Here is a 20,106-nt window from a genome sequence, read left to right as displayed (position 1 = left end):
CGTCACCGAACCGTCCCGGTCCACGTCGCCGAACCGTCCCGGTCCAGGTCGCGGATCGGGACGGGTTGACCGGTTGCCCGTGGCCAGGGCGGTCGCATCCGCTAGCGTTGGCCACCGACTCATACACCTACGGCCCGTGCCAAGGGGGTTGGAAACTCCGATGAACGCTCCGCAGCCGCCAGGAAACCAGCAGTTCGGCGGTCACAACCAGCAGGAGCAGGGGCAGGGTGCCCAGCCCCCGAACGCCGACGCGACCCAGGTCGTGCCGAGCGGCGGCCAGCCCCCTGCCTTCCCGCCGCCGGAGGCGACCCAGGTCGTTCCCTCCGGCCAGCAGCAGCCGCCGTCGAACCCCGACGCGACCCAGATCGTGCCGCCGGGCGCGACGCAGCAGCAGCCGTCGAACCCGTACGGCCAGCCGGTGCAGCAGCCGGGCTCGGGCGCGTTCCCGGCCCAGCAGCCACCCGGCTACGGGCAGCAGCCGCCCGCCCAGTACGGCCAGCAGCAGCCGTACGGCCAGCCGCAGTCCAACCCGTACGGTCAGCCGCCGTCGAACCCGTACGGCCAGCAGCAGCCGCAGTCCAACCCCTACGGCCAGCCGCCCGCGGCGAACCCGTACGGGCAGCCGCCGCAGCAGCAGGCGTGGGGCGCGCAGCCCGGGTACGCCGCCCAGCCCGCTTACGGTGCGCCCGCGGGCAACTACGCGGAGTGGGGCAGCCGCGCGGTCGGCGCGTTGATCGACTACCTCGCGCCCGGTCTCGTCGTCGGCATCCTGGCCGGCATCGGCGCGGCCACCGGCGACCCGACGATCGCGTTGATCCTCAGCGGTGTCGGGTACGTGGGCCTCATCGGCTTCATGATCTACAACTCCTGGTACCTGGCCGGCACCACGGGCCAGTCGATGGGCAAGAAGATCGCCAAGGTCAAGCTCATCAAGGAGGAGACGGGGCAGCCGATCGGCTTCGGCAACGCCTTCGTGCGGCACCTGTGCCACTTCGTCGACTCGCTGCCCTGCTACGCGGGCTGGTTCGCCCCGCTGTGGGAGGCCAAGAAGCAGACGTGGGCCGACAAGATCATGGGCACCGTCGTGGTCAACGCCCCTGCGGGCGCGGCCCCCGGCGGCTACCCCGGCACCGGCGGGTACGGCCAGCAGCAGCCGAACCCCTACGGCCAGCCGCCCGCGGCGAACCCGTACGGCCAGCCGCAGCAGCCCAACCCGTACGGTCAGCAGCCGCCCCAGCAGTGGTGACCGCACCACACCGCGATGTCCCCAACCGCCCGTCGGCCGCCAAGCCGACGGGCGGTTGCCTTTTCCGCCGCCGTACCCTGAGTCCATGACGGACACCGGCCACTACGGTTTCGCGACCAGGGCTATCCACGCCGGGCAGGACCCCGACCCGACCACGGGCTCGGTCATCGTGCCGATCCACGCCACCTCCACCTACGCCCAGGACGGCGTCGGCGGCCTGCGCGGCGGGTTCGAGTACTCGCGCACCGGCAACCCGACCCGTGCCGCGTTGGAGGAGTGCCTGGCGGCGCTCGAAGGTGGCCGGCACGCGCGGGCGTTCGCCTCCGGCATGGGCGCGACCGACGCGGCCCTGCGGGCCATGTGCCGTCCCGGCGACCACGTCGTCATCCCGAACGACGCCTACGGCGGCACGTTCCGGTTGATCGACAAGGTGCTGTCGCACTGGGGTGTCGAGCACACGCCCGCGCCGCTGTCCGACGTCGACGCGGTGCGTGCGGCGGTCCGGCCGAACACCAAGGTGATCTGGGTCGAGACGCCGACCAACCCGTTGCTCAACATCGCCGACATCGCCGTGCTCGCGCAGGTGGCGCACTCGGCCGGGGCGCGGCTGGTGGTCGACAACACGTTCGCCTCGCCGTACCTGCAGAGCCCGTTGGAGCTGGGTGCGGACGTCGTGCTGCACTCGACGACCAAGTACGTCGGCGGGCACTCCGACGTCGTCGGCGGGGCCCTGGTCACGTCGGACGACGACCTGGACGCGCAGTTCGGGTTCCTGCAGAACGGCGCGGGCGCGGTGCCGGGGCCGTTCGACGCGTGGTTGACGTTGCGCGGCCTCAAGACGCTCGAAGTGCGCATGGAGAAGCACTCGGACAACGCCGAGAAGGTCGTCGAAGCCCTCGTGCGGCACCCGAAGGTCACCCGCGTCTACTACCCGGGCCTGCCCGAACACCCCGGTCACGAGGTCGCCGCGAAGCAGATGCGCCGGTTCGGCGGGATGATCTCGTTCACCGTGGAGGGCGGTGAGGAGGCGGCGCTGCGCGTCTGCTCCCGCACCCGCCTGTTCACCCTGGCGGAGTCGCTGGGCGGCGTCGAGTCGCTGATCGAGCACCCGGGCCGGATGACCCACGCCAGCACCGCCGGCTCCCTGCTGGAGGTCCCGGCCGACCTGATCCGCCTGTCCGTGGGCATCGAGTCGGCCGACGACCTGGTCACCGACCTCCTGACCGCCCTCGCCTGACTCCCGGGACTCCAACCCCAGCCCTCGCGGGTCCTACCCCCAACCCGCGCGTGTCCTACGTTCAGAACGCGCGTGTCCTACGTTCAGGACCCCCGAGTTCAACGTTCAGAACACCCGGACCCCACGCTCGGCACCACGGGCGTGGGGTCCGTGCCGTTCCGAGCGTTGAACTCGGGGTACGCGAACGTAGGACACGCGGGACGCGAACGTAGGACACGCGGGACGTGGAGGTAGGACTCGCGGGACGGGAACGTGGGACTCGCGGGTTTGGGGGTAGGGCGCGGGGGTCAGCGGGGGCCGAAGCGGGCGGCGGAGCGTTCCTTGGCCTTGGCGGCCTCGACCTCGCGGTCACGGGGCGGCGCGTTCGTGACCAGCGCTTCGAGCAGGACGCGAGTCGCCTCGGCGACCGCCTCCACGGCGGCGTCGAACGCCTCCTGGTTCGCCGCCGACGGGCGGGCCGACCCGCTCACCTTGCGCACGTACTGGACCGCCGCCGCACGGACCTCGTCCTCGGTGGCGGGCGGTTCGAAGTTGTGGAGCACCCTGATGTTGCGACACATGGTTCCACTATCGCCCACAACGTCAGGGCTTGACGTCGTACCGCGCGTTCTCCACCCGCGGCACGGCGGGCAGGTCGTTGCCGTCCACGCACCCGCCGACGAACTCCACCACGCCGTCGCGCTCCACGAACCGGCCGGTGTCCGCGCACCCGGCGTGGGCCACGGTGAAGAAGGCCGCGCCGGTCAACGCCACGGCCGTGGCCACCGCTCCGACGAGCGGGAGCACCGCGGTGACCCGTACCGCGAGCGCCATGCCACCCTCCAGGTGAATGCTGTGTGAGGTGTCCCCGAACCGAGAGTACCGGTCCCGGCGCGCCCGGTACGGGCATCGTCAGCGTTCCGACAGAAAAGGCCGGCCCGGGGTGCCCGGACCGGCCCGTTGCCGTCCCAACGCCGGGTCTCGCCCGACGGTTCCAGCGGCGACCTAGAGGTTGCCCCGCCGTTCCTGCTCGCGCTCGATCGCCTCGAACAGGGCCTTGAAGTTGCCCTTGCCGAACCCGAGCGACCCGTGCCGCTCGATCAGCTCGTAGAACACGGTCGGCCGGTCGCCGACCGGCTTGGTGAAGATCTGGAGCAGGTAGCCGTCCTCGTCCCGGTCGACCAGGATCCGGTGCTCCTTGAGCACCTCGATCGGCACGCGCACCTCACCGATGCGCGCCCGCAGCTCCGGGTCGTCGTAGTACGAGTCCGGCGTGTCCAGGAACTCCACGCCCGCCGCCCGCATCGCGGTCAACGTCGCCACGATGTCGTTGGTCGCCAACGCGATGTGCTGCACGCCCGCACCGGAGTAGAACTCCAGGTACTCGTCGATCTGCGACTTCCGCTTGGCCACGGCCGGCTCGTTCAGCGGGAACTTCACCCGGTGGTTGCCGTTCGAGACGACCTTGCTCATCAGCGCCGAGTAGTCGGTGGCGATGTCGTCGCCGACGAACTCCGCCATGTTCACGAAGCCCATCACCCGGTTGTAGAACTCGACCCAGTGGTCCATCCGGCCGAGCTCGACGTTGCCCACGCAGTGGTCGACCGCCTGGAACAACCGCTTCGGCGCGCCCGCGGGCCGCACGACCGTGCTCTCCCGTGCCTGGTACCCCGGCAGGTACGGCCCGCGGTACCGGGACCGGTCGACCAGGGTGTGGCGGGTCTCGCCGTAGGTCGCGATGGCGGCGAGCCGGACGGTGCCGTGCTCGTCGGTGAGGTCGTGCGGCTCTTCGAGGACCGTCGCGCCCTGGGCACGCGCGTGCTCGACGCACCTGTCGACGTCGACCACCTCCAGCGCGAGGTCCACGACGCCGTCACCGTGCCGGCGGTGGTGGTCGAGCAGCGGGCTGTCCGGCCGCACCCCGCCGTTGATCACGAACCGCGCCGAGCCGGACTTGAGCACGAAGGACTTGTGGTCCCGCTGCCCGGTCTCCGGCCCGGAGTACGCGACGAGCTGCATCCCGAAGGCGACCTGGTAGAACCACGCGGTCTGGGTCGCGTTGCCGACCACGAAGACCACGGCGTCCATCGAGCGGACGGGGAACGGGTCGCGCGTCCCGTCGTAGTCGACCAGGCCCACGAGTTGGCGGAGCTGGTCGTAGCTCACGTCGTCAAGCTGCTGCGTCATGCTTCACAGGATGTGCGCACTGGTCAGGGTGAGCAACAGTCTCTGATTGCGCTGGTCATCTTGTACAGTGCTCTATGCCTTCGGACCCGCAAACTGAACACTCTGACCAGGTCGTCGACGCCTTGGACGCGCGGCTGTTGCTGCTGCTCACGGACGAGCCGAGGTTGGGCGTGCTGGAGTGCTCGCGGCGGCTCGGCGTGGCCCGCGGCACGGTGCAGGCCCGGCTGGACCGGCTGGTGGCGCGCGGCGTGCTCACCGGCTTCCCGCCCGCGCTGGACCTGGCCGCGATGGGCTACGGGTTGACCGCGTTCGCCGTGCTGGAGATCGCCCAGGGACGGCGGCACGAGGTGTCGCAGGGGCTGGCCGCGATCAACGAGGTGTGCGAGGTGCACGCGACGACCGGGCCCGGTGACCTGTTCGCGCGGGTCGTGGCCCGGTCCAACGCCGACCTGCAGCGGGTGATCGACTCGATCGTGGACGTGCCGGGCGTGCAGCGGCTGTCCACGTCGATCGCGCTCTCGACCCCCGTCCCGCCCCGCGTGCGGCCCCTGCTGGAACGCATCACGTGACGCGACAGCAGGAGGGCGGCCACCCCGCGCGGTGGCCGCCCTCCTGGTGTCTGGGGATCAGCCGGAGTAAGGCACGGCCTTGATCAGCGTGACCTTCATCGTGCTGCCGTTGGGCAGCTCGTACTCGCGTGCCTCGCCTTCCTTCGAGCCGAGCAGGGCCTTGCCCAGCGGCGACGAGGGCGAGTAGACCTCAAGGGCGCCGTGCGCGCCCTCCTCACGGGTGGCGAGCAGGAACTCCTCCGTCTCGTCGTCCCCGTCGTAGCGCACCGTGAGCACCATGCCGGGCGCCGCGACGCCCGTCACCGTGGGCGCCTCGCCGACCTTGGCGACCCTCAACAGCTCCTGCAGCTGGCGGATGCGGGCTTCCTGCTTGCCCTGCTCCTCGCGGGCCGCGTGGTACCCGCCGTTCTCGCGGAGGTCACCCTCTTCGCGACGCGCGTTGATCTCCGCAGCAATGACCGGGCGATTCTCGATCATCTCGTCCAGCTCCCCCTTGAGCCGGTCGTAGGCCTCCTGGGTCAGCCAGGTCACCTCAGTGTCGCTCACGGTCACCAACTCCTCGTCTTGCTCCGGCCCACGGCGTGGGCTGGCAGTTCCCGGGCGCACCAGCCCGGAACGGAAAAACACGGCCCGCGTCGGGGCCGTGCTGAAAGGCCAGAGTAACACGCAGGGAACGTTCGGCGACGGCGTTTTGTTCCCGGATCCGCCAGTAAACCCGCAGATCACCCGCTTGGCCGCTACCTCGTGGACAGGTACGCCGGAACCTGGTAGGAGCAGCCGAAGACCTCACCGGTGACGGGGGGTTTGGACGCCTTCAGCACGGTCGTCGCCCGCACCGTGCCGGCTCCCGGCTCGACCAGCACCTCCCGCCGCCCCGCCTCGTCGCCGTCCTGGGAACGCGCGCGCACGATGCACACCACGGGTTGCTCCGGTGTCTGCCTGACCACCTCGAACGTGATCCGCACCGAGTTGTCGCCCACCACCTCGAACGCGGTCTGCTTGGCCTCGACGGGCATGGTGCCCAGGTTGCGGTAGCCCACCCACGCGACGACCCCGCCGATCAGCACCGCGATCACGGGGAGTGACCACCTTGCCCACCTCGGCAGGGCCCTTCGGGGTGTGCCGTACCTGCCCTCGGGCAGTGCCACTGTCCGAACCCTTCCTGCCCGTGGGGAACAATGTCCCTCGACCGCCGCGTTGAGTGTCGCAGGGACCGGACCTGAAGGGTCCGGCAGGGGCGAGGAGGAGCACCACCGTCATGGTTGACAAGCTGCGCCTGATGGCGGTGCACGCGCACCCCGACGACGAGTCGAGCAAGGGTGCCGCGACGATGGCCCGCTACGTCGCCGAGGGCCACGAGGTCATGGTCGTGACCTGCACGGGCGGTGAGGCGGGCAGCATCCTCAACCCCGCCATGGACCGCCCCGAGGTGCTGGACAACATCGCCGAGATCCGCCGCGCGGAGATGGCCCGCGCGGCCGAGATCCTGGGCGTGCGACACCGCTGGCTGGGCTTCGTCGACTCGGGCCTGCCCGAGGGGGACCCGCTGCCGCCGCTGCCCGAGGGCTGCTTCGCGCTCGTGCCGCTGGAGGAGTCCACCCCGCCGCTGGTCGAGGTGATCCGCGAGTTCCGCCCGCACGTGATCGTCACCTACGACGAGAACGGCGGCTACCCGCACCCCGACCACATCCGCTGCCACGAGGTGTCGGTGGCCGCGTTCGACGCCGCCGGCGACCCGGAGCGCTACCCCGAGCTGGGCGAGCCGTGGCAGCCGTTGAAGCTGTACTACTCGCACGGCTTCTCCCGCGCGAAGCTGCTGGCGTTCCACGAGGCGATGATCGCGGCGGGCCTGGAGTCCCCGTACGCCGAGTGGCTGGCGGGGTGGGACGCCGACCAGCCCGACGTCATCGAGCGGGTCACCACCCGCGTCGAGTGCGCCGACTACTTCCCGGTGCGCGACGAGGCCCTCAAGGCCCACGCCACCCAGATCGACCCGGAGAGCCGCTGGTTCGCCGTGCCGCGTGACATGCAGCGCTCGGTGTGGCCGACGGAGGAGTACGAGTTGGCGCGGTCGCTGGTCGACAGCACCGTGCCCGAGGACGACCTGTTCGCGGGCGTCCGGGAGAGGGTGACCGCGTGACCTCGTTCGACCCGATCCCGTGGTCCCAGACCACGGCGGTCGTGCTGGCCCAGCAGCCGTCCACGGAGAAGGACCCGGGCGGCCAGCAGGAGGACTTCGGCAAGTCCTCCCCGCTGGGCCTGCTCGTCCTGGTGCTGTTCTTCATCGCCGTGGTCTTCCTGGTGAAGTCCATGAGCAAGCACCTGAAGAAGCTGCCCGCGTCCTTCGACGAGCCGGAGGCCGGGGCCGGACCGGAAGCGACGCCGGAGTCGGGGTCGGAGTCGAAGCCGGCGGGGTCGAAGCCGGAGGCCAAGGCCGGCAACGGCAAGCAGGACGACTAGCCGCAGGCTGCGCGCACCCCGGTCTGATCGATGAGTCCGGGGGTGGTCCGCGAATTACTGTGGGGCCATGACGAACCGGCTCTCGTCCTCGACCAGCCCGTACCTGCTCCAGCACGCCGAGAACCCGGTGCACTGGTGGCCGTGGTCGCCGGAGGCCTTCGACGAGGCCCGCGAGCGCGACGTGCCGGTGCTGCTGTCGGTCGGGTACGCGGCGTGCCACTGGTGCCACGTGATGGCGCACGAGTCGTTCGAGGACGAGGCCACCGCGGCCTACATGAACGAGCACTTCGTGAACGTGAAGGTGGACCGCGAGGAGCGGCCCGACGTGGACGCGGTCTACATGGCGGTCACGCAGGCCCTCAGCGGGCACGGCGGGTGGCCCATGACCTGCTTCCTCACGCCCGGCGGCGAGCCGTTCTACGCGGGCACGTACTACCCGCCGTCGCCGCGCCCGGGCCTGCCGTCGTTCCGGCAGGTGCTGGAGGCCATCGACCACGCGTGGCACGAGCAGGGCGACCAGGTGCGCGAGTCGGCGGCGGCGATCGTGGCGCAGCTGGCGTTCAAGCCGCTGCCGCAGTCCACTGTGGACGACGACGTGCTGGCGGGCGCGGTGGTGTCGCTGCTCGGGCACTTCGACCGGGCCAACGCCGGGTTCGGCGGCGCGCCGAAGTTCCCGCCGTCCATGGTGCTGGAGTTCCTGGTGCGCCACCACGAGCGGACGGGCTCGGTCCAGGCGCTGTCGATGGCCCGCGCGACGTGCGACGCGATGGCCAACGGCGGGCTGTACGACCAGCTGGCTGGGGGCTTCGCGCGCTACAGCGTGGACGCGGCGTGGGTCGTGCCGCACTTCGAGAAGATGTTGTACGACAACGCCCTGCTGCTCCGCGCCTACACCCACCTGAGCCGCCGTGAGGACGACCCGCGCTACCGGGCCGTGGTGCGCGAGACGGCGGAATTCCTGCTCCGCGACCTCGGCACGCCGGAGGGCGGGTTCGCCGCGTCGTTGGACGCCGACACCGACGGCGTCGAGGGCTCGACCTACGTGTGGACGCCCGCGCAGCTGGTCGACGTGCTGGGGTTGGCGACCGGAGCGCGCGCCGCGGCGCTGTACGGCGTGACGGACGAGGGCACGTTCGAGCACGGCACGTCGACGTTGCGGATGCTCGGCACGCCGGATCCGGAGATCGCGGCCAAGCTGCTGGAGGCGCGCGACCGGCGGCCGCAGCCGGGACGTGACGACAAGGTCGTGACGGCGTGGAACGGGATGGCGATCGCGGCGCTGGCCGAGGCGGGCGCGGTGTTCGGCGAGCCGCGCTGGGTGCGTGCGGCGGTCGACGCGGCCTCGCTGGTCCTGGACGTGCACCTGGTCGACGGGCGGCTGCTGCGCACGTCCCGCCACGGCGTCGCGGGCACGGCGGCGGGCGTGCTGGAGGACTACGGCTGCTTCGCCGACGGGTTGCTGGCGCTGCACCAGGCCACCGGTGACGTCAAGTGGTTCACCACCGCCTGCGGACTGCTGGACACGGCGTTGGCGCGGTTCGCGGGCGACGAGCCCGGCGTCTACCACGACACCGCCGACGACGCGGAGGCGTTGGTGCAGCGGCCGTCGGACCCGTCGGACAACGCGAGCCCGTCCGGCGCGTCGGCGCTGGCCTCGGCGCTGGTGACGGCGTCGGTGCTGGGCGGTCCGTCGTCCTACCGCGAAGCGGCCGAGGCCGCCGTCGCCCGCGCCGGCCTGCTGGCCGCCCGTGAACCCCGGTTCGCCGGGCACTGGCTGAGCGTGGCCGAGGCGTTGGCGCTCGGGCCGGTGCAGGTCGCCGTGGTCGGTGACGCGCCGGACCTGGTCGGCGCGGCCTGGCAGGGCGTGCACGGCGGCGGCGTGGTGGTGGCGGGCGCCCCCGACTCCGCGCCGCTGCTGGTCGACCGGCCGCTGGTCGACGGCCGTGCGGCGGCCTACGTGTGCCGCGGGTACGTGTGCGACCGGCCCGTGACGTCGGTGTCCGAGCTGACCGAGGCCCTGGCTGTCCACCGGTAGCGAACCGGGCTGAGCGGTCGACGTAACGCGCGTAGCGTCAGCATCATCGTAATCATGTAATCAGAGGTGGTGCGAGATGCGACGTGGATGGGGAGGCCGAGGCGGTTGGCAGCAGGCCGACCAGCCGCCGGCGGACGACGCGGCGGGCTGGTTCGGCGGCAGGCTGCCCGACGGCTGGTTCACCGAGGCGCCGGTGGTGACGGTGGACCGGGAGGAGATCCTGGTCGTCGGCACGCTGCCCGCGTTGGAGGGCGAGTTCGCCGACGACGCGGAGCGGACCGCGGCCGAGTCGGGCCGCATCAGCCGGTTCCGCGAGCAGACGAGGGACGAGCGGATCGAGATCGCCCGCCAGGCCGAGCACCGCTACCGGCGCAAGGTCGCCTGGGGCGCCCGGCTCGGCGGTACGGAGGAGCTGTTCACCACGCTGTCGGTGCCGGTCATGACCAGGCTGCGGCAGCCCGAGCGCAAGGTGCTGGACACCCTCGTCGCGGCGGGGGTGGCGCGGTCGCGGTCGGAGGCGCTGGCGTGGGCCGTGAGGTTGGTCGGCGAGCACGCCGACACGTGGCTGACCGAGCTGCGTGAGGCGATGACCCGGGTGGACGACCTGCGTGCGCAAGGACCCGACCTGGCGTGACGACCACCCCCGTTTCCCGGCCGATCCGGGAAACGGGGAAGTCGGCCCGGATCGCGCGGCCCTGGTAATTCGATTGCCCCGCACCCGGCCCGCACTACGCTGCGACCAATGACCGAGAGCGCGTTGACCGCGGCCGGGCAGGACTGGGACGAGCAGGCGCGGAACTGGATCGCCTGGGTGCGCAAACCCGGCTTCGACTCGTACTGGCGCTACCGCGACGCGTTCTTCGCGCTGGTGCCGCCCGCCGGCCGGGCCACCCTCGACCTCGGGTGCGGTGAAGGTCGGGTGTCGCGCGACCTCGTCGAGCGCGGGCACCGGGTCACCGGCATCGACGCCTCGCCGGCGCTGCTGGAAGCGGCGCGACAGGCCGACCCCGAGGGGCGGTACCTGTTGGCCGACTCGGCTGACCTGCCGTTCCCGGACCACAGCTTCGACCTGGTCATCGCCTACTGCGTGTTGATGGACGTCGACGACCTGCCGGGCACCGTCGGCGAGATCGGCCGGGTGCTCGAACCGGGCGGCAGGCTCTGCCTGGCGATCACCCACCCGATCACCAACACCGGCAGCCGGCGCGACGGCCTGTTCGTCCTGGACCGCCCCTACTTCGGCCGGCACCGCTTCGAGGCCGAGGTCGAACGCGACGGAATGCGAATGAAGTTCCACGGCTGGAACCACCCGCTGAGCGCCTACACCACGGCCCTGGAGGACTCCGGCCTGCTCATCGAGGCCCTCCGCGAACCACAGGTCGACAACGACCCGACCCCCTGGCACCTGTGGATCAGGGCAACCCGTCCGCTTTAGCCCGCTTCCGGGCTCCGCAAGAATCAAGCCAGTACGCCACGACTTCGGCGCCGAGCTCTCATCAGCTGAGCAGGTTCACTCCGTCGTGAGCGCGGGTGCGCACCTCGCGCTCGAACGCGTCGGTGACTCGGATCGCGTAGGCGGGCGTCATCGTCTCGCGCACTTCATCGAGTGTCATCCAGCGGACCGCAGCTGCTTCGTCGGTCGTGCGGCTGACTCCGCCCAGTGGGGTGCAGCGGTAGACCAGGGCCACGACGGCGCGCCGCATGTTCTTGTAGACACCGGTCAGGCGTTCCACGCGGACGGAGATGCCGGTCTCTTCGAGGACTTCTCGCCGTACGCCTTCCTCGAACGTCTCGGCGATCTCCAGCACTCCACCTGGCGGCTCCCACCGGCCGTTGTCCCTGCGGCGGATGACGAGTACCCGGCCGACGTCGTCGACCACGATTCCGGCGACGCTGACCGAATGCCGTGGTGTACCGACCATTCTTCTGCTTTACGCAGGTCAGGAGTAGATCGCGTACCAGATGGCGATGTAGTGGCACAGTGCCGCCAGCACGGTGGCCGCGTGGAAGAACTCGTGGTAGCCGAAGACCTGCGGCCAGGGGTTGGGCCAGCGGGAGGCGTAGAAGATGGCGCCCGCGGTGTAGAGCAGGCCGCCCACCAGCAGCAGCACGAGAGCCGCCACGCCGACGTGGTGCAGCAGGTCCGGCAGGACGAACACCGCCACCCAGCCGAGGGCGATGTAGATCGGCACCCCGAGCCACCTCGGCGCGTGCGGCCACGCCAGTTTCAGCGTCACGCCGCCCAGGGCGCCCAACCACACCACGAGCAGCACCACGTTGCCGGTGTTCGGCGGCATCGCCAGCAGCGCGAACGGCGTGTAGGTGCCGGCGATGAACACGAAGATCATGGAGTGGTCGAGGCGCTTCATCCACGTCCGCGCCCGCACGCTGACCCAGTTCACCCGGTGGTACAGCGCGCTGACGCCGAACAGGCCGAGCACCGTCACCCCGTACACGGACGTGGCGAGCGCGGCCTTCGCCGACACGGTGGCCGCGGCCAGGGCGATCAGCGTCGCACCGGTCGCCACGGACACGACGAACGACCAGAGGTGCAGCCAACCCCGCAGGCGAGGCCGCAGGGCGGGCTCGGGCGGCTGGGGATGAGTCGACGTGGTCACCCCGCTGAGGTTACGGGAGCGTAGGAGACCGGGTCAGCACACGACGGCGTGACCGCGCCCACCCGGCGTACGCTCTTCCAGCGTGGGTCTTCGCGAACGGGTCAAGAGCGTCCTGCTCAAGGGTTACGAGTTCCGCCTCAACCGATGGCTCGACGGCAAGCAACGACCACGTCACGTCGGCGTGGTGCTCGACGGCAACCGTCGCTGGGCCAAGGAGGCGGGCTTCGACGACGTCGCGCACGGCCACCGCGCCGGCGCCCGCAAGATCCTGGAACTGCTGAGCTGGTGCCGCGAGGCCGAGGTCGAGGTGGTCACGCTGTGGATGCTGTCCACGGACAACCTCAACCGGCCCGTCGAGGAGCTCGGACCGCTGCTCGACATCATCGCCGACATCGTCGACGAGCTCGCCGAGCCCGGCAACCCGTGGCGCATCCGGCACGTCGGCGCGCTGGACATGCTGCCCACGGAGACCGCCGCCCGGTTGTCCGCCGCGGCGCTGCGCACCAAGGCCCGCACCGGCCTGGAGGTCAACGTCGCGGTCGGCTACGGCGGCCGGCAGGAGATCGCCGACGCGGTCCGCAAGCTGCTCCAGAAGCACGCCGAGTCCGGCGGCACGATCGAGGAGCTGGCCGAGGTCCTGGACGTCGACCACATCGCCGAGCACCTCTACACCTCCGGTCAGCCCGACCCCGACCTGCTCATCCGCACCTCCGGTGAGCAGCGGCTGTCGGGCTTCATGCTGTGGCAGTCCGCGCACTCCGAGTTCTGGTTCTGCGAGGCCTACTGGCCGGAGTTCCGCCGCACCGACTTCCTGCGGGCCCTGCGCGACTACGCCGTCCGGCACCGCCGCTTCGGCTCCTAGCCAATACCGAAGAGCGGCGCGGTCATGCCGATGGACGGTGCTGTGATGCCGAAGGGCGGCGCTCCCCCGACCGGGGAGCGCCGCCCTCAGCGGACGATCAGCGCAGGACTCAGTCGTCGATCGACTGGCCGGTGTCGCTGTTGCCGTCGTCGTCGGTGTTGATGCAGTAGTTCTCGTCGTTGTTCGAGAGGATCGGGATCGCGAGCACGTTGACCTCGACCTCGCAGACGTTGATGTTGCTCAACAGGTCGGAGTCGTTGGCGAAGTTGATCAAGCCGAACTGGTCCGCGTAGTCACCGTCGGGCGCCTCGGCCAGGTAGTGGTTCTCGAACTCGCCGACCGCGGTGTAGTCGTCGCCGAACCCGTCACCGTGGTGGTGCGGCGTCGCGAACGCGGGAGAGCCCAGCAACATGAGACCAGCCGCGGCGATGGCGACGGCGCCTGCCTTCTTCAACATGTGAAACACACTCCTCTAGTGGGGAATTAATGTGACGCCCAGAACCTCGTTCCACATTCCGAGCATTCGGGGAGTCTGGCGGCTCAGGCGGTTTGCCCTCGCTCGGTAATTTACCGGCTTGTGTTGTGGATTGCATCCGGGCAACACCATCGTGTGAACAATGTTTTACCGGTTTGGGTTCTCGGGTTTGTTCCGGACAACGCGGCCACATACTCGCGCCGTCCATTCACGCTAATTAACGCCGGGGCGCGTGCCCCGTGGTCCTCTGCACGCCGTTCGCCGGCGACCGGCAGTCGTTCGGTGGCTCACGGCACGAGGTCGGTCCGGCCTGACCGGTTCGACCGGTCGGTCGCTCAGCCGCCGTCGTTGTCCGTGTTGATGCAGACCGCCTGGTCGTTGTTGGACAGGATCGGGATCGCGAGGACGTTGACCTCGACGTTGCAGATGTTGATGTTGCTGAGGACGTCCGAGTCGTCGGCGAAGTTGATCAGGCCGAACTGGTGGACCTCGCCACCCTCGTCGTCGTCCTGCTCCACCCACGCCTGCCAGTGGCCGTCCTCCGAGTGGCCGTGGCCGTGACCCTCGCCCGGCGAGTAACCGTCGCCGTGCTCGTGGGGTTCACCGGCAACGGCGAATGCCGGAGCGCCGACCATCATCAGTCCGGCCATGACCGCGACGACGGTGCCTGCCTTCTTCAGCACTTCAACACTCCTCTTTGTGGGTTTCCCCGTCGATCCAGCGCTGCTCGGAAGCCCGGATGTGGTTCGTCTGCGGGGCAAGCTACCGAACCTCAGGCCCCATATGGATCTCTATAACACCATTGTGTGATCCACCGAAGGGTGTTGTCCCCCATTGCGGTGCCTTCGGTGGTCATAATTCGTCGGCCCGGCGCTCTTGTGGTAAACCGTCCGGTCATCTCTATGCTCTATGGTCTTCAGTTCGTGGACGGCGACCGGATCGTGCGTGAGTACCTGCTGCTCGGGCTGCGGCTGGACAGGCTGTCGCCCGGCCTGGTCGACTCGTTCACCGGCGACCGGGCGCTGCGCCGCGCCGTGGACGGCGAGCCGAGGCCCCACCCGGTCGCGCTGACCGAGCAGGCCGCGCTGCTGCGCCGGGAGCTGCCCGGCGCCGACCTGGAGCCCGACCGCAAGCGCTTCCTGGACGCCCACCTGGTGGCCGCGGAGACGATCGCGCGCAAGCTCGCCGGTGTCCGCGTCGGCTTCGTGGACGAGGTGCGGGCGTACTTCCAGGTCGACGTCCGCCCCGGCCACCCCGACACCTACCGCCGCGCGCACGCGGGCCTGGACGAGCTGCTGCCCGGCACCGGCACGCTGGCCGAGCGGCTCGCCGACCACCGCGCGGCCGACGAGGTGCCACCTCGTCGCCTCAAGGCCGCCGTGCACGCCCTGTCGAGCGCGCTGCGCGACCGCGTGCGTCAGCGGTTCGAGCTGCCGGTGAACGAGGTGGTGGAGTACGAGGTCGTCGTCGACAAGCCGTGGAGCGGCTTCAACTACTACCTGGGCGGCTTCCGGTCGCGGGTGGCGATCAACGCCGACCTGGGCCACCGGATGTCCAACCTGCCGCACCTGGTCGCGCACGAGTCCTACCCCGGCCACCACACCGAGCACTGCCGCAAGGAGGTGGGCCTGGTCGGCAAGCGCGGGCACGCCGAGCAGGCGTTGTTCCTGATCAACACGCCGCAGTGCCTGATGGCCGAGGGCATGGCCGAGCTCGGCCTGCACGCCGCGGTCGGCCCGGGCTGGGGCCGTTGGGCCGAGGAGATCATGGCCGACCTCGGCCTGCGGATGGACGGCGAGCTGGCCGAGCGCGTGGAGAACGCGCTGTCCGGACTGCTCACCGTGCGTCAGGACGCCGCCCTCATGCTGCACGACCGGCGTGCCCATCCGGACGACGTGGTGGACTTCCTGTGCCGGTGGCTGCTGGTCCCCGAACGCCGTGCCCGCCACATGCTGCGCTTCCTCGGTGACCCTCTGTGGCGGGCGTACACCACGACGTACGTGGAGGGCGTGCGCCTGGTCCGCGCCTGGCTGGACCTGCGTGCGCCCGCGGACACTTTGGGTGACCGGTATTTGAGACTTCTTGACGAACCACTAGTGCCGGCGGCGTTGGCGGAGGAGGTCGCGGCCGGGGTGCCCTGGCTGAACCGCGACCCTGGGTGACCGACTGCCGCACATCCGGCCGCACCGGCTCTGAGCTGCGTGGACGAGGTGGTGTTGCGCCGATGTGACGGCCCCGCGTCGGCCGCCGGCACCCCATGTCGCCATCTTTCGCCCGTTTTGCGACGAAGTGACGAATTGGCGAATCACCTGTGTGGCTGCCTGCATAAGAGGGACTGGCGGAGGTAACTTCCGGTTGGCGGGACGCGTCCACTGCGGACCGCGCAGGGAGGCCCTGATCGTGGCTGTCGTCGTATCGCCGGTTCCGCCGGCGGTGATGAGCGCGAGGGGGCCGGCACCCGGCCCTCGTGGCCGGCACGCCTGAGCTAGCGAGGCGGTCCGGTCGATCAGGGTGGTGCCTGGCCCAGCGAGGAGCGGACGCGGGTGCCGCGTTCGTGAGGGAGTTGCCGTGAACGCACGACGACCCGCGAGCCGTTCCTCAGGCTCATCGCGCAGCACTTCCCGGCGCCGTGGCGCGCCGACGACCAACACGTACGTGGTGGACACGTCCGTGCTCCTCTCAGACCCCCTGGCCACCACGCGGTTCGCCGAGCACGAGGTCGTGCTGCCGCTCGTGGTGATCAGCGAGCTGGAGGGCAAGCGGCACCACCCGGAACTCGGTTGGTTCGCCCGGGAGGCGTTGCGCCTGCTCGACGACCTGCGACTGCGGCACGGCCGGTTGGACCACCCGGTCCCGACCGGCGCGGACGGCGGCACGCTGCGCGTGGAGCTCAACCACTCCGACCCGGAGGTGCTGCCCGCGGGTTTCCGCACGGACTCCAACGACGCCCGGATACTGGCCTGCGCGCTCAACCTCGCGGCCGAGGGCAACAACGTCACGCTGGTCACCAAGGACATGCCGCTGCGGGTCAAGGCGGGCGCCGTCGGCCTGGCCGCCGAGGAGTACCGGGCCCACGACGTCACGTTGTCCGGTTACTCCGGGATGTCCGACGTGGACGTCGACCAGTCCGTGGTGGACGCGCTGTACCGCGACACCGTGATCGACCCGGCGCTGTTCGACCTGGCGCACGTCGCCGAGCTGCCGTGCCACAGCGGGTTGCGGCTGCTGGCGGGCACGTCGAGCGCGTTGGGCCGGGTCACGGCGGACAAGCAGCTCCGGCTGGTGCGCGGCGACCGGGAGGCGTTCGGCCTGCACGGCCGGTCGGCCGAGCAGCGCGTGGCGCTGGACCTGCTGCTCGACACCGAGGTCGGCATCGTCTCGCTGGGCGGACGGGCCGGCACCGGCAAGTCGGCGCTCGCGCTGTGCGCGGGCCTGGAGGCGGTCATGGAACGCCGCCAGCACCGCAAGGTCGTCGTGTTCCGCCCGCTGTACGCGGTGGGCGGGCAGGAGCTGGGTTACCTGCCCGGCTCCGAGAGCGAGAAGATGCAGCCGTGGGCGCAGGCCGTGTTCGACACGCTCGGCGCGCTGGTCAGCCAGGACGTGGTCGAGGAGATCATGGACCGCGGCATGCTGGAGGTCATGCCGCTGACCCACATCCGCGGCCGGTCGCTGCACGACTCGTTCGTGATCGTGGACGAGGCGCAGTCGCTGGAGCGCAACGTGCTGCTCACCGTGCTGTCGCGGTTGGGCGCCAACTCGCGGGTGGTGCTCACGCACGACGTGGCGCAGCGTGACAACCTGCGCGTGGGGCGGCACGACGGGGTGGCTGCGGTCATCGAGAAGCTGAAGGGCCACCCGCTGTTCGCGCACGTGACGTTGACGCGGTCGGAGCGTTCACCGATCGCCGCGCTGGTCACCGAGATGCTGGAGGACTACGCCTCCTGACGGTCCGTCCTCGGAGGGGCCTGCCCGGTCACGGTGGTCGGGCGGGCCCCTCCCAGGTTTTTGTCTACGATCTGCATTATCCAGGCCAGAATTCCGGCGGCGACCAGCACGAACAGGGCGTTGCGCAGTGCGGTGCCGAAGCCGATGTCGGTCACGTCCAGGAACGGGTACGGGTACCAGTCCGTGAGCGCGCCGTGGGCGAATGTATACAGGATCCACAGTACCGGCCAGATCAGCAGCGCCTTGGTGATCGTCGCCCGGTCGACGCGCGGCCGCGGGCCGAACAGCAGCCAGCCGAGCACGGCCAGCACCGGCGAGAGCCGGTGGAAGCCCAAGTTCACCCACCAGGCCACACCGACCGGGTGAACCAGCGGGGCGAGCACGAGGGCGAACACGACGCCGGTGATCGTGATGCCGAGCAGCGCGTCCAGCCGCGCCACCCGCCAACCGCGGCCATCCCGGGCCGGGTTCACCGCCAACGTGACCGCCACGAAGAGCACGAACAGGTTGCTCTGGATCGTGAAGTAGCTGAACAACCGGATGAGCCGCACACCCAGCGCCACCTGCACCTCGGCGTGACCCGAGTTGACGTCCGCCCCACCGGTGAACAGCAGCACCAACTGGGTGATCAGCGACGCGGCGATCACGCCCGCCAGCACGCCGTGCCACACCCGCGAGCCGGTGTGCCGGGCGGTGGAACGCGGTCCGGTGCTCATCGCCCGATCATCGGGCCGCCGCCCCGGTCCTGCTAGTCGAGCGCCCGCCGCAGGAAACCGCGCATGCCCAGCGCGCCGAAACCCAGCACCGACGCGACGAGCACCACCAAGCACACCCACAGCGGGATGTGCTCGACCTCCGGCACCAGCACGGCGCGCATGCCCTCGCTGACGTAGGTGAGCGGGTTCAGCGCGCACAGCACCTGGAACCACCGCAGGCCGTCCAACGCCGGCCACGGGAACTGCGCCGAGCCGGTGAACAGCAGCGGGGTCAGGATCACCGCGAACATCACGGTGATGTGCCGCGCCGACACCGACGTGCCGATGACCATGCCCACCGCCGCACCCGCCAGCGAACCCAGGACGATCACCAGGAGCGCCGCGGGCAGCCCGGCCGCGGGCCAGCTCACGTCCAGCATGACGAACCCGATCGGGATCATCAGCAGCGCGGCGAGCAGCCCGCGCAACGCGCCGAACACCATCTTCTCCACCGCGACCAGCGGGATCGGGATGGGCGCCAGCAGGCGGTCCTCGATCTCGCGCGTCCACGAGAAGTCCAGCACCAGCGGCAGCGTCGTGTTCTGCAACGCGCCCAGGAACCCGTTCATCGCCACGATGCCGGGCAGCAGCACGGCGGCGAAGTCGTCCTGCACGAACCCGATGTCGCCGAGCACCTTGGCGAAGATGAACAGGATGAAGAACGGCTGGATGATCACCTGCGCGAGGAAGCTCGGCAGCTCGCGGCCGGTCACGAAGACGTCCCGCCACAGGATCGCGTTGAACGTGCGCAGCGACGTCATCGCAGCTCCCTGCCCGTCAGGTGGATGAACACGTCTTCCAGGCTCGGCGTGCCGATGGACAGGTCGGTGACCGGTGCGCCCAGCCGTTCGAGGGTCCGCAGCACCTCCGGCAGCGCCACGGCGGGCGCGACGTCGGTGTAGAGGCGGAACGTGCCCCGCACGTGCTCCACTCGTTGCACGCCCTCGACCTCGGTCAGGCCGTCGGTCACCGAGGCGGTCGACTCAGGGGCTGCGCCGTCCAGGGTGACGCTGACGCTGAGCGTGGTGCTGCCGGGCAGGGTCCTGGTGAGCTCGGTGGGCGTGTCGAGCGCGAGCAGCCTGCCGTGGTCGACGATGCCGACCCGGTCGCACAGCTTGTGCGCCTCGTCCATGTCGTGCGTGGTGAGCACGACCGTGACGCCGTCGGCGTGCAGGGCGGCGACGCGGTCGTGCACGAACAGCCGTGCCTGCGGGTCCAGGCCCGTCGACGGCTCGTCGAGGAACAGCACCTTCGGCCGGTGCATCAGGGCGCGGGCGATCATCAGCCGTTGCGCCTGGCCGCCGGAGAGCGTGTCCACCAGGCTCTTGGCGTGGTCCTCCAGACCCATCCGCGTCAGGACCTCGTCGGCCAACCGCTGCCGTTCGGCGCGGCCGACGCCGTGGTAGGCGGCGTGGAACAGCAGGTTCTGCCGCACGTTCAGCGCGCGGTCGAGGTTGTTGCGCTGGGGGACGACGGCGAGCAGCCGACGTGCCCGCCGGGAGTCGGCGACCACGTCGACGCCTTCCACCAGGGCCGTGCCGGACGTCGGCCGGACCCTGGTGGTCAGCACACCAACGGTGGTCGTCTTGCCCGCGCCGTTCGGGCCGAGCAGGCCGAACACCTCACCTCGGCGGACCGCGAAGCCCAGCCCGTCCACGGCCGGTTTCCGACCGCTCTTGTAGACCTTCACCAGGTCCGTCACCACCACGGCTTCGTCCACCGGTCGAGCCTAGTGACG

At 70.5% G+C, this 20,106-nt stretch carries 23 protein-coding genes; 11 read left to right on the top strand and 12 right to left on the bottom strand.

Annotated elements, in window-relative coordinates; all coding sequences use genetic code 11:
* Positions 1-160 precede the first annotated feature (160 nt).
* Both AB0K14_RS25035 and AB0K14_RS25030 read left to right on the top strand, forming a co-directional pair.
* Complete coding sequence (locus AB0K14_RS25035; RefSeq protein ID WP_360453403.1) at positions 161-1,246, top strand: RDD family protein; 1,086 nt, start codon at positions 161-163, stop codon at positions 1,244-1,246.
* A gap of 85 nt (positions 1,247-1,331) precedes the next feature.
* The gene (locus AB0K14_RS25030; RefSeq protein ID WP_360453406.1) at positions 1,332-2,483 is read left to right on the top strand and encodes a cystathionine gamma-synthase; all 1,152 of its coding nucleotides are present in this window, start codon (positions 1,332-1,334) and stop codon (positions 2,481-2,483) included.
* A gap of 287 nt (positions 2,484-2,770) precedes the next feature.
* Here the strand turns inward: AB0K14_RS25030 and AB0K14_RS25025 are convergent, their stop codons facing one another.
* From AB0K14_RS25025 to hppD, 3 genes are all read right to left on the bottom strand, one after another.
* Positions 2,771-3,043, bottom strand: a complete 273-nt coding sequence (locus tag AB0K14_RS25025) for a DUF2277 domain-containing protein (RefSeq protein ID WP_360453408.1) — start codon at positions 3,041-3,043, stop codon at positions 2,771-2,773.
* Positions 3,044-3,065: 22 nt separating this feature from the next.
* On the bottom strand, positions 3,066-3,296 hold the full coding sequence (locus AB0K14_RS25020; RefSeq protein ID WP_360453411.1) for a hypothetical protein: 231 nt from the start codon (positions 3,294-3,296) through the stop codon (positions 3,066-3,068).
* A gap of 171 nt (positions 3,297-3,467) precedes the next feature.
* A complete protein-coding gene (gene hppD, locus AB0K14_RS25015; protein WP_360453414.1) occupies positions 3,468-4,649 on the bottom strand; it encodes a 4-hydroxyphenylpyruvate dioxygenase in 1,182 nt (393 codons plus the stop codon).
* A gap of 74 nt (positions 4,650-4,723) precedes the next feature.
* Between hppD and AB0K14_RS25010 the strand changes: the two genes are divergently transcribed.
* Positions 4,724-5,218, top strand: a complete 495-nt coding sequence (locus tag AB0K14_RS25010) for an Lrp/AsnC family transcriptional regulator (RefSeq protein WP_360453417.1) — start codon at positions 4,724-4,726, stop codon at positions 5,216-5,218.
* Positions 5,219-5,275: 57 nt separating this feature from the next.
* On the opposite strand, the gene greA is transcribed toward AB0K14_RS25010, so the two are convergent.
* Complete coding sequence (greA, locus tag AB0K14_RS25005) at positions 5,276-5,770, bottom strand: transcription elongation factor GreA (protein ID WP_360453420.1); 495 nt, start codon at positions 5,768-5,770, stop codon at positions 5,276-5,278.
* Between the two features lie 185 nt (positions 5,771-5,955).
* Positions 5,956-6,366, bottom strand: a complete 411-nt coding sequence (locus tag AB0K14_RS25000; RefSeq protein ID WP_360453423.1) for a DUF4307 domain-containing protein — start codon at positions 6,364-6,366, stop codon at positions 5,956-5,958.
* A 110-nt stretch (positions 6,367-6,476) separates the two neighbouring features.
* Between AB0K14_RS25000 and mca the strand changes: the two genes are divergently transcribed.
* The 5 genes from mca to AB0K14_RS24975 all read left to right on the top strand — a co-directional run bounded on the left by mca (position 6,477) and on the right by AB0K14_RS24975 (position 11,148).
* A complete protein-coding gene (gene mca, locus AB0K14_RS24995; RefSeq protein ID WP_360453426.1) occupies positions 6,477-7,358 on the top strand; it encodes a mycothiol conjugate amidase Mca in 882 nt (293 codons plus the stop codon).
* A complete protein-coding gene (locus AB0K14_RS24990) occupies positions 7,355-7,678 on the top strand; it encodes a hypothetical protein (protein WP_360453429.1) in 324 nt (107 codons plus the stop codon). Before mca ends, AB0K14_RS24990 begins: the two co-directional genes overlap by 4 nt.
* A 67-nt stretch (positions 7,679-7,745) precedes the next feature.
* Positions 7,746-9,713 (top strand): thioredoxin domain-containing protein, encoded by a 1,968-nt coding sequence (locus tag AB0K14_RS24985; RefSeq protein ID WP_360453432.1) that lies wholly within the window; start codon positions 7,746-7,748, stop codon positions 9,711-9,713.
* A 76-nt stretch (positions 9,714-9,789) separates the two neighbouring features.
* Positions 9,790-10,347 carry a hypothetical protein gene (locus AB0K14_RS24980; RefSeq protein ID WP_360453435.1) on the top strand — a complete coding sequence of 186 codons (558 nt, stop codon included), beginning with the start codon at positions 9,790-9,792 and terminating at the stop codon, positions 10,345-10,347.
* A gap of 108 nt (positions 10,348-10,455) precedes the next feature.
* The gene (locus AB0K14_RS24975; protein WP_360453438.1) at positions 10,456-11,148 is read left to right on the top strand and encodes a class I SAM-dependent methyltransferase; all 693 of its coding nucleotides are present in this window, start codon (positions 10,456-10,458) and stop codon (positions 11,146-11,148) included.
* A gap of 61 nt (positions 11,149-11,209) precedes the next feature.
* Here AB0K14_RS24975 and AB0K14_RS24970 read toward each other — a convergent pair whose 3' ends face one another.
* A complete protein-coding gene (locus tag AB0K14_RS24970; protein ID WP_360453441.1) occupies positions 11,210-11,635 on the bottom strand; it encodes an NUDIX domain-containing protein in 426 nt (141 codons plus the stop codon).
* Between the two features lie 18 nt (positions 11,636-11,653).
* Positions 11,654-12,331, bottom strand: coding sequence for a hemolysin III family protein (locus AB0K14_RS24965; RefSeq protein WP_360453444.1), 678 nt, complete (start codon positions 12,329-12,331; stop codon positions 11,654-11,656).
* A gap of 82 nt (positions 12,332-12,413) precedes the next feature.
* Here AB0K14_RS24965 and AB0K14_RS24960 point away from each other — a divergent pair, with 82 nt between their 5' ends.
* Positions 12,414-13,193, top strand: a complete 780-nt coding sequence (locus tag AB0K14_RS24960) for an isoprenyl transferase (RefSeq protein WP_360453446.1) — start codon at positions 12,414-12,416, stop codon at positions 13,191-13,193.
* A gap of 109 nt (positions 13,194-13,302) precedes the next feature.
* Here the strand turns inward: AB0K14_RS24960 and AB0K14_RS24955 are convergent, their stop codons facing one another.
* Together AB0K14_RS24955 and AB0K14_RS24950 are read right to left on the bottom strand one after the other, a co-directional pair.
* Positions 13,303-13,650 carry a hypothetical protein gene (locus AB0K14_RS24955; protein WP_360453449.1) on the bottom strand — a complete coding sequence of 116 codons (348 nt, stop codon included), beginning with the start codon at positions 13,648-13,650 and terminating at the stop codon, positions 13,303-13,305.
* A gap of 353 nt (positions 13,651-14,003) precedes the next feature.
* Positions 14,004-14,351, bottom strand: coding sequence for a hypothetical protein (locus AB0K14_RS24950; protein ID WP_360453452.1), 348 nt, complete (start codon positions 14,349-14,351; stop codon positions 14,004-14,006).
* Between the two features lie 219 nt (positions 14,352-14,570).
* On the opposite strand from AB0K14_RS24950, the gene AB0K14_RS24945 reads away from it, so the two are divergent.
* On the top strand, positions 14,571-15,830 hold the full coding sequence (locus AB0K14_RS24945; RefSeq protein WP_360453455.1) for a DUF885 domain-containing protein: 1,260 nt from the start codon (positions 14,571-14,573) through the stop codon (positions 15,828-15,830).
* Positions 15,831-16,323: 493 nt separating this feature from the next.
* Positions 16,324-17,613, top strand: a complete 1,290-nt coding sequence (locus tag AB0K14_RS24940; RefSeq protein WP_360453458.1) for a PhoH family protein — start codon at positions 16,324-16,326, stop codon at positions 17,611-17,613.
* Here AB0K14_RS24940 and AB0K14_RS24935 read toward each other — a convergent pair.
* Genes AB0K14_RS24935 through AB0K14_RS24925 form a run of 3 tightly spaced genes read right to left on the bottom strand, consistent with a single transcriptional unit; the run spans position 17,601 to position 20,088 of the window.
* Positions 17,601-18,329: a Pr6Pr family membrane protein gene (locus tag AB0K14_RS24935; RefSeq protein ID WP_360453461.1), complete on the bottom strand. Its 729-nt coding sequence runs from the start codon at positions 18,327-18,329 to the stop codon at positions 17,601-17,603. The genes AB0K14_RS24940 and AB0K14_RS24935 overlap by 13 nt on opposite strands.
* A 32-nt stretch (positions 18,330-18,361) precedes the next feature.
* On the bottom strand, positions 18,362-19,129 hold the full coding sequence (locus AB0K14_RS24930; RefSeq protein ID WP_360453464.1) for an ABC transporter permease: 768 nt from the start codon (positions 19,127-19,129) through the stop codon (positions 18,362-18,364).
* Complete coding sequence (locus AB0K14_RS24925; RefSeq protein WP_360453467.1) at positions 19,126-20,088, bottom strand: ABC transporter ATP-binding protein; 963 nt, start codon at positions 20,086-20,088, stop codon at positions 19,126-19,128. Before AB0K14_RS24925 ends, AB0K14_RS24930 begins: the two co-directional genes overlap by 4 nt.
* Positions 20,089-20,106 lie beyond the last annotated feature (18 nt).

The sequence above is a fragment of the Actinosynnema sp. NPDC050801 genome, assembly GCF_040673975.1.
Lineage (GTDB): Bacteria > Actinomycetota > Actinomycetes > Mycobacteriales > Pseudonocardiaceae > Actinosynnema.
The sequence above is the reverse complement of the archived record's forward strand: the minus strand, read 5'-3'. Positions and strand labels throughout refer to the sequence as shown.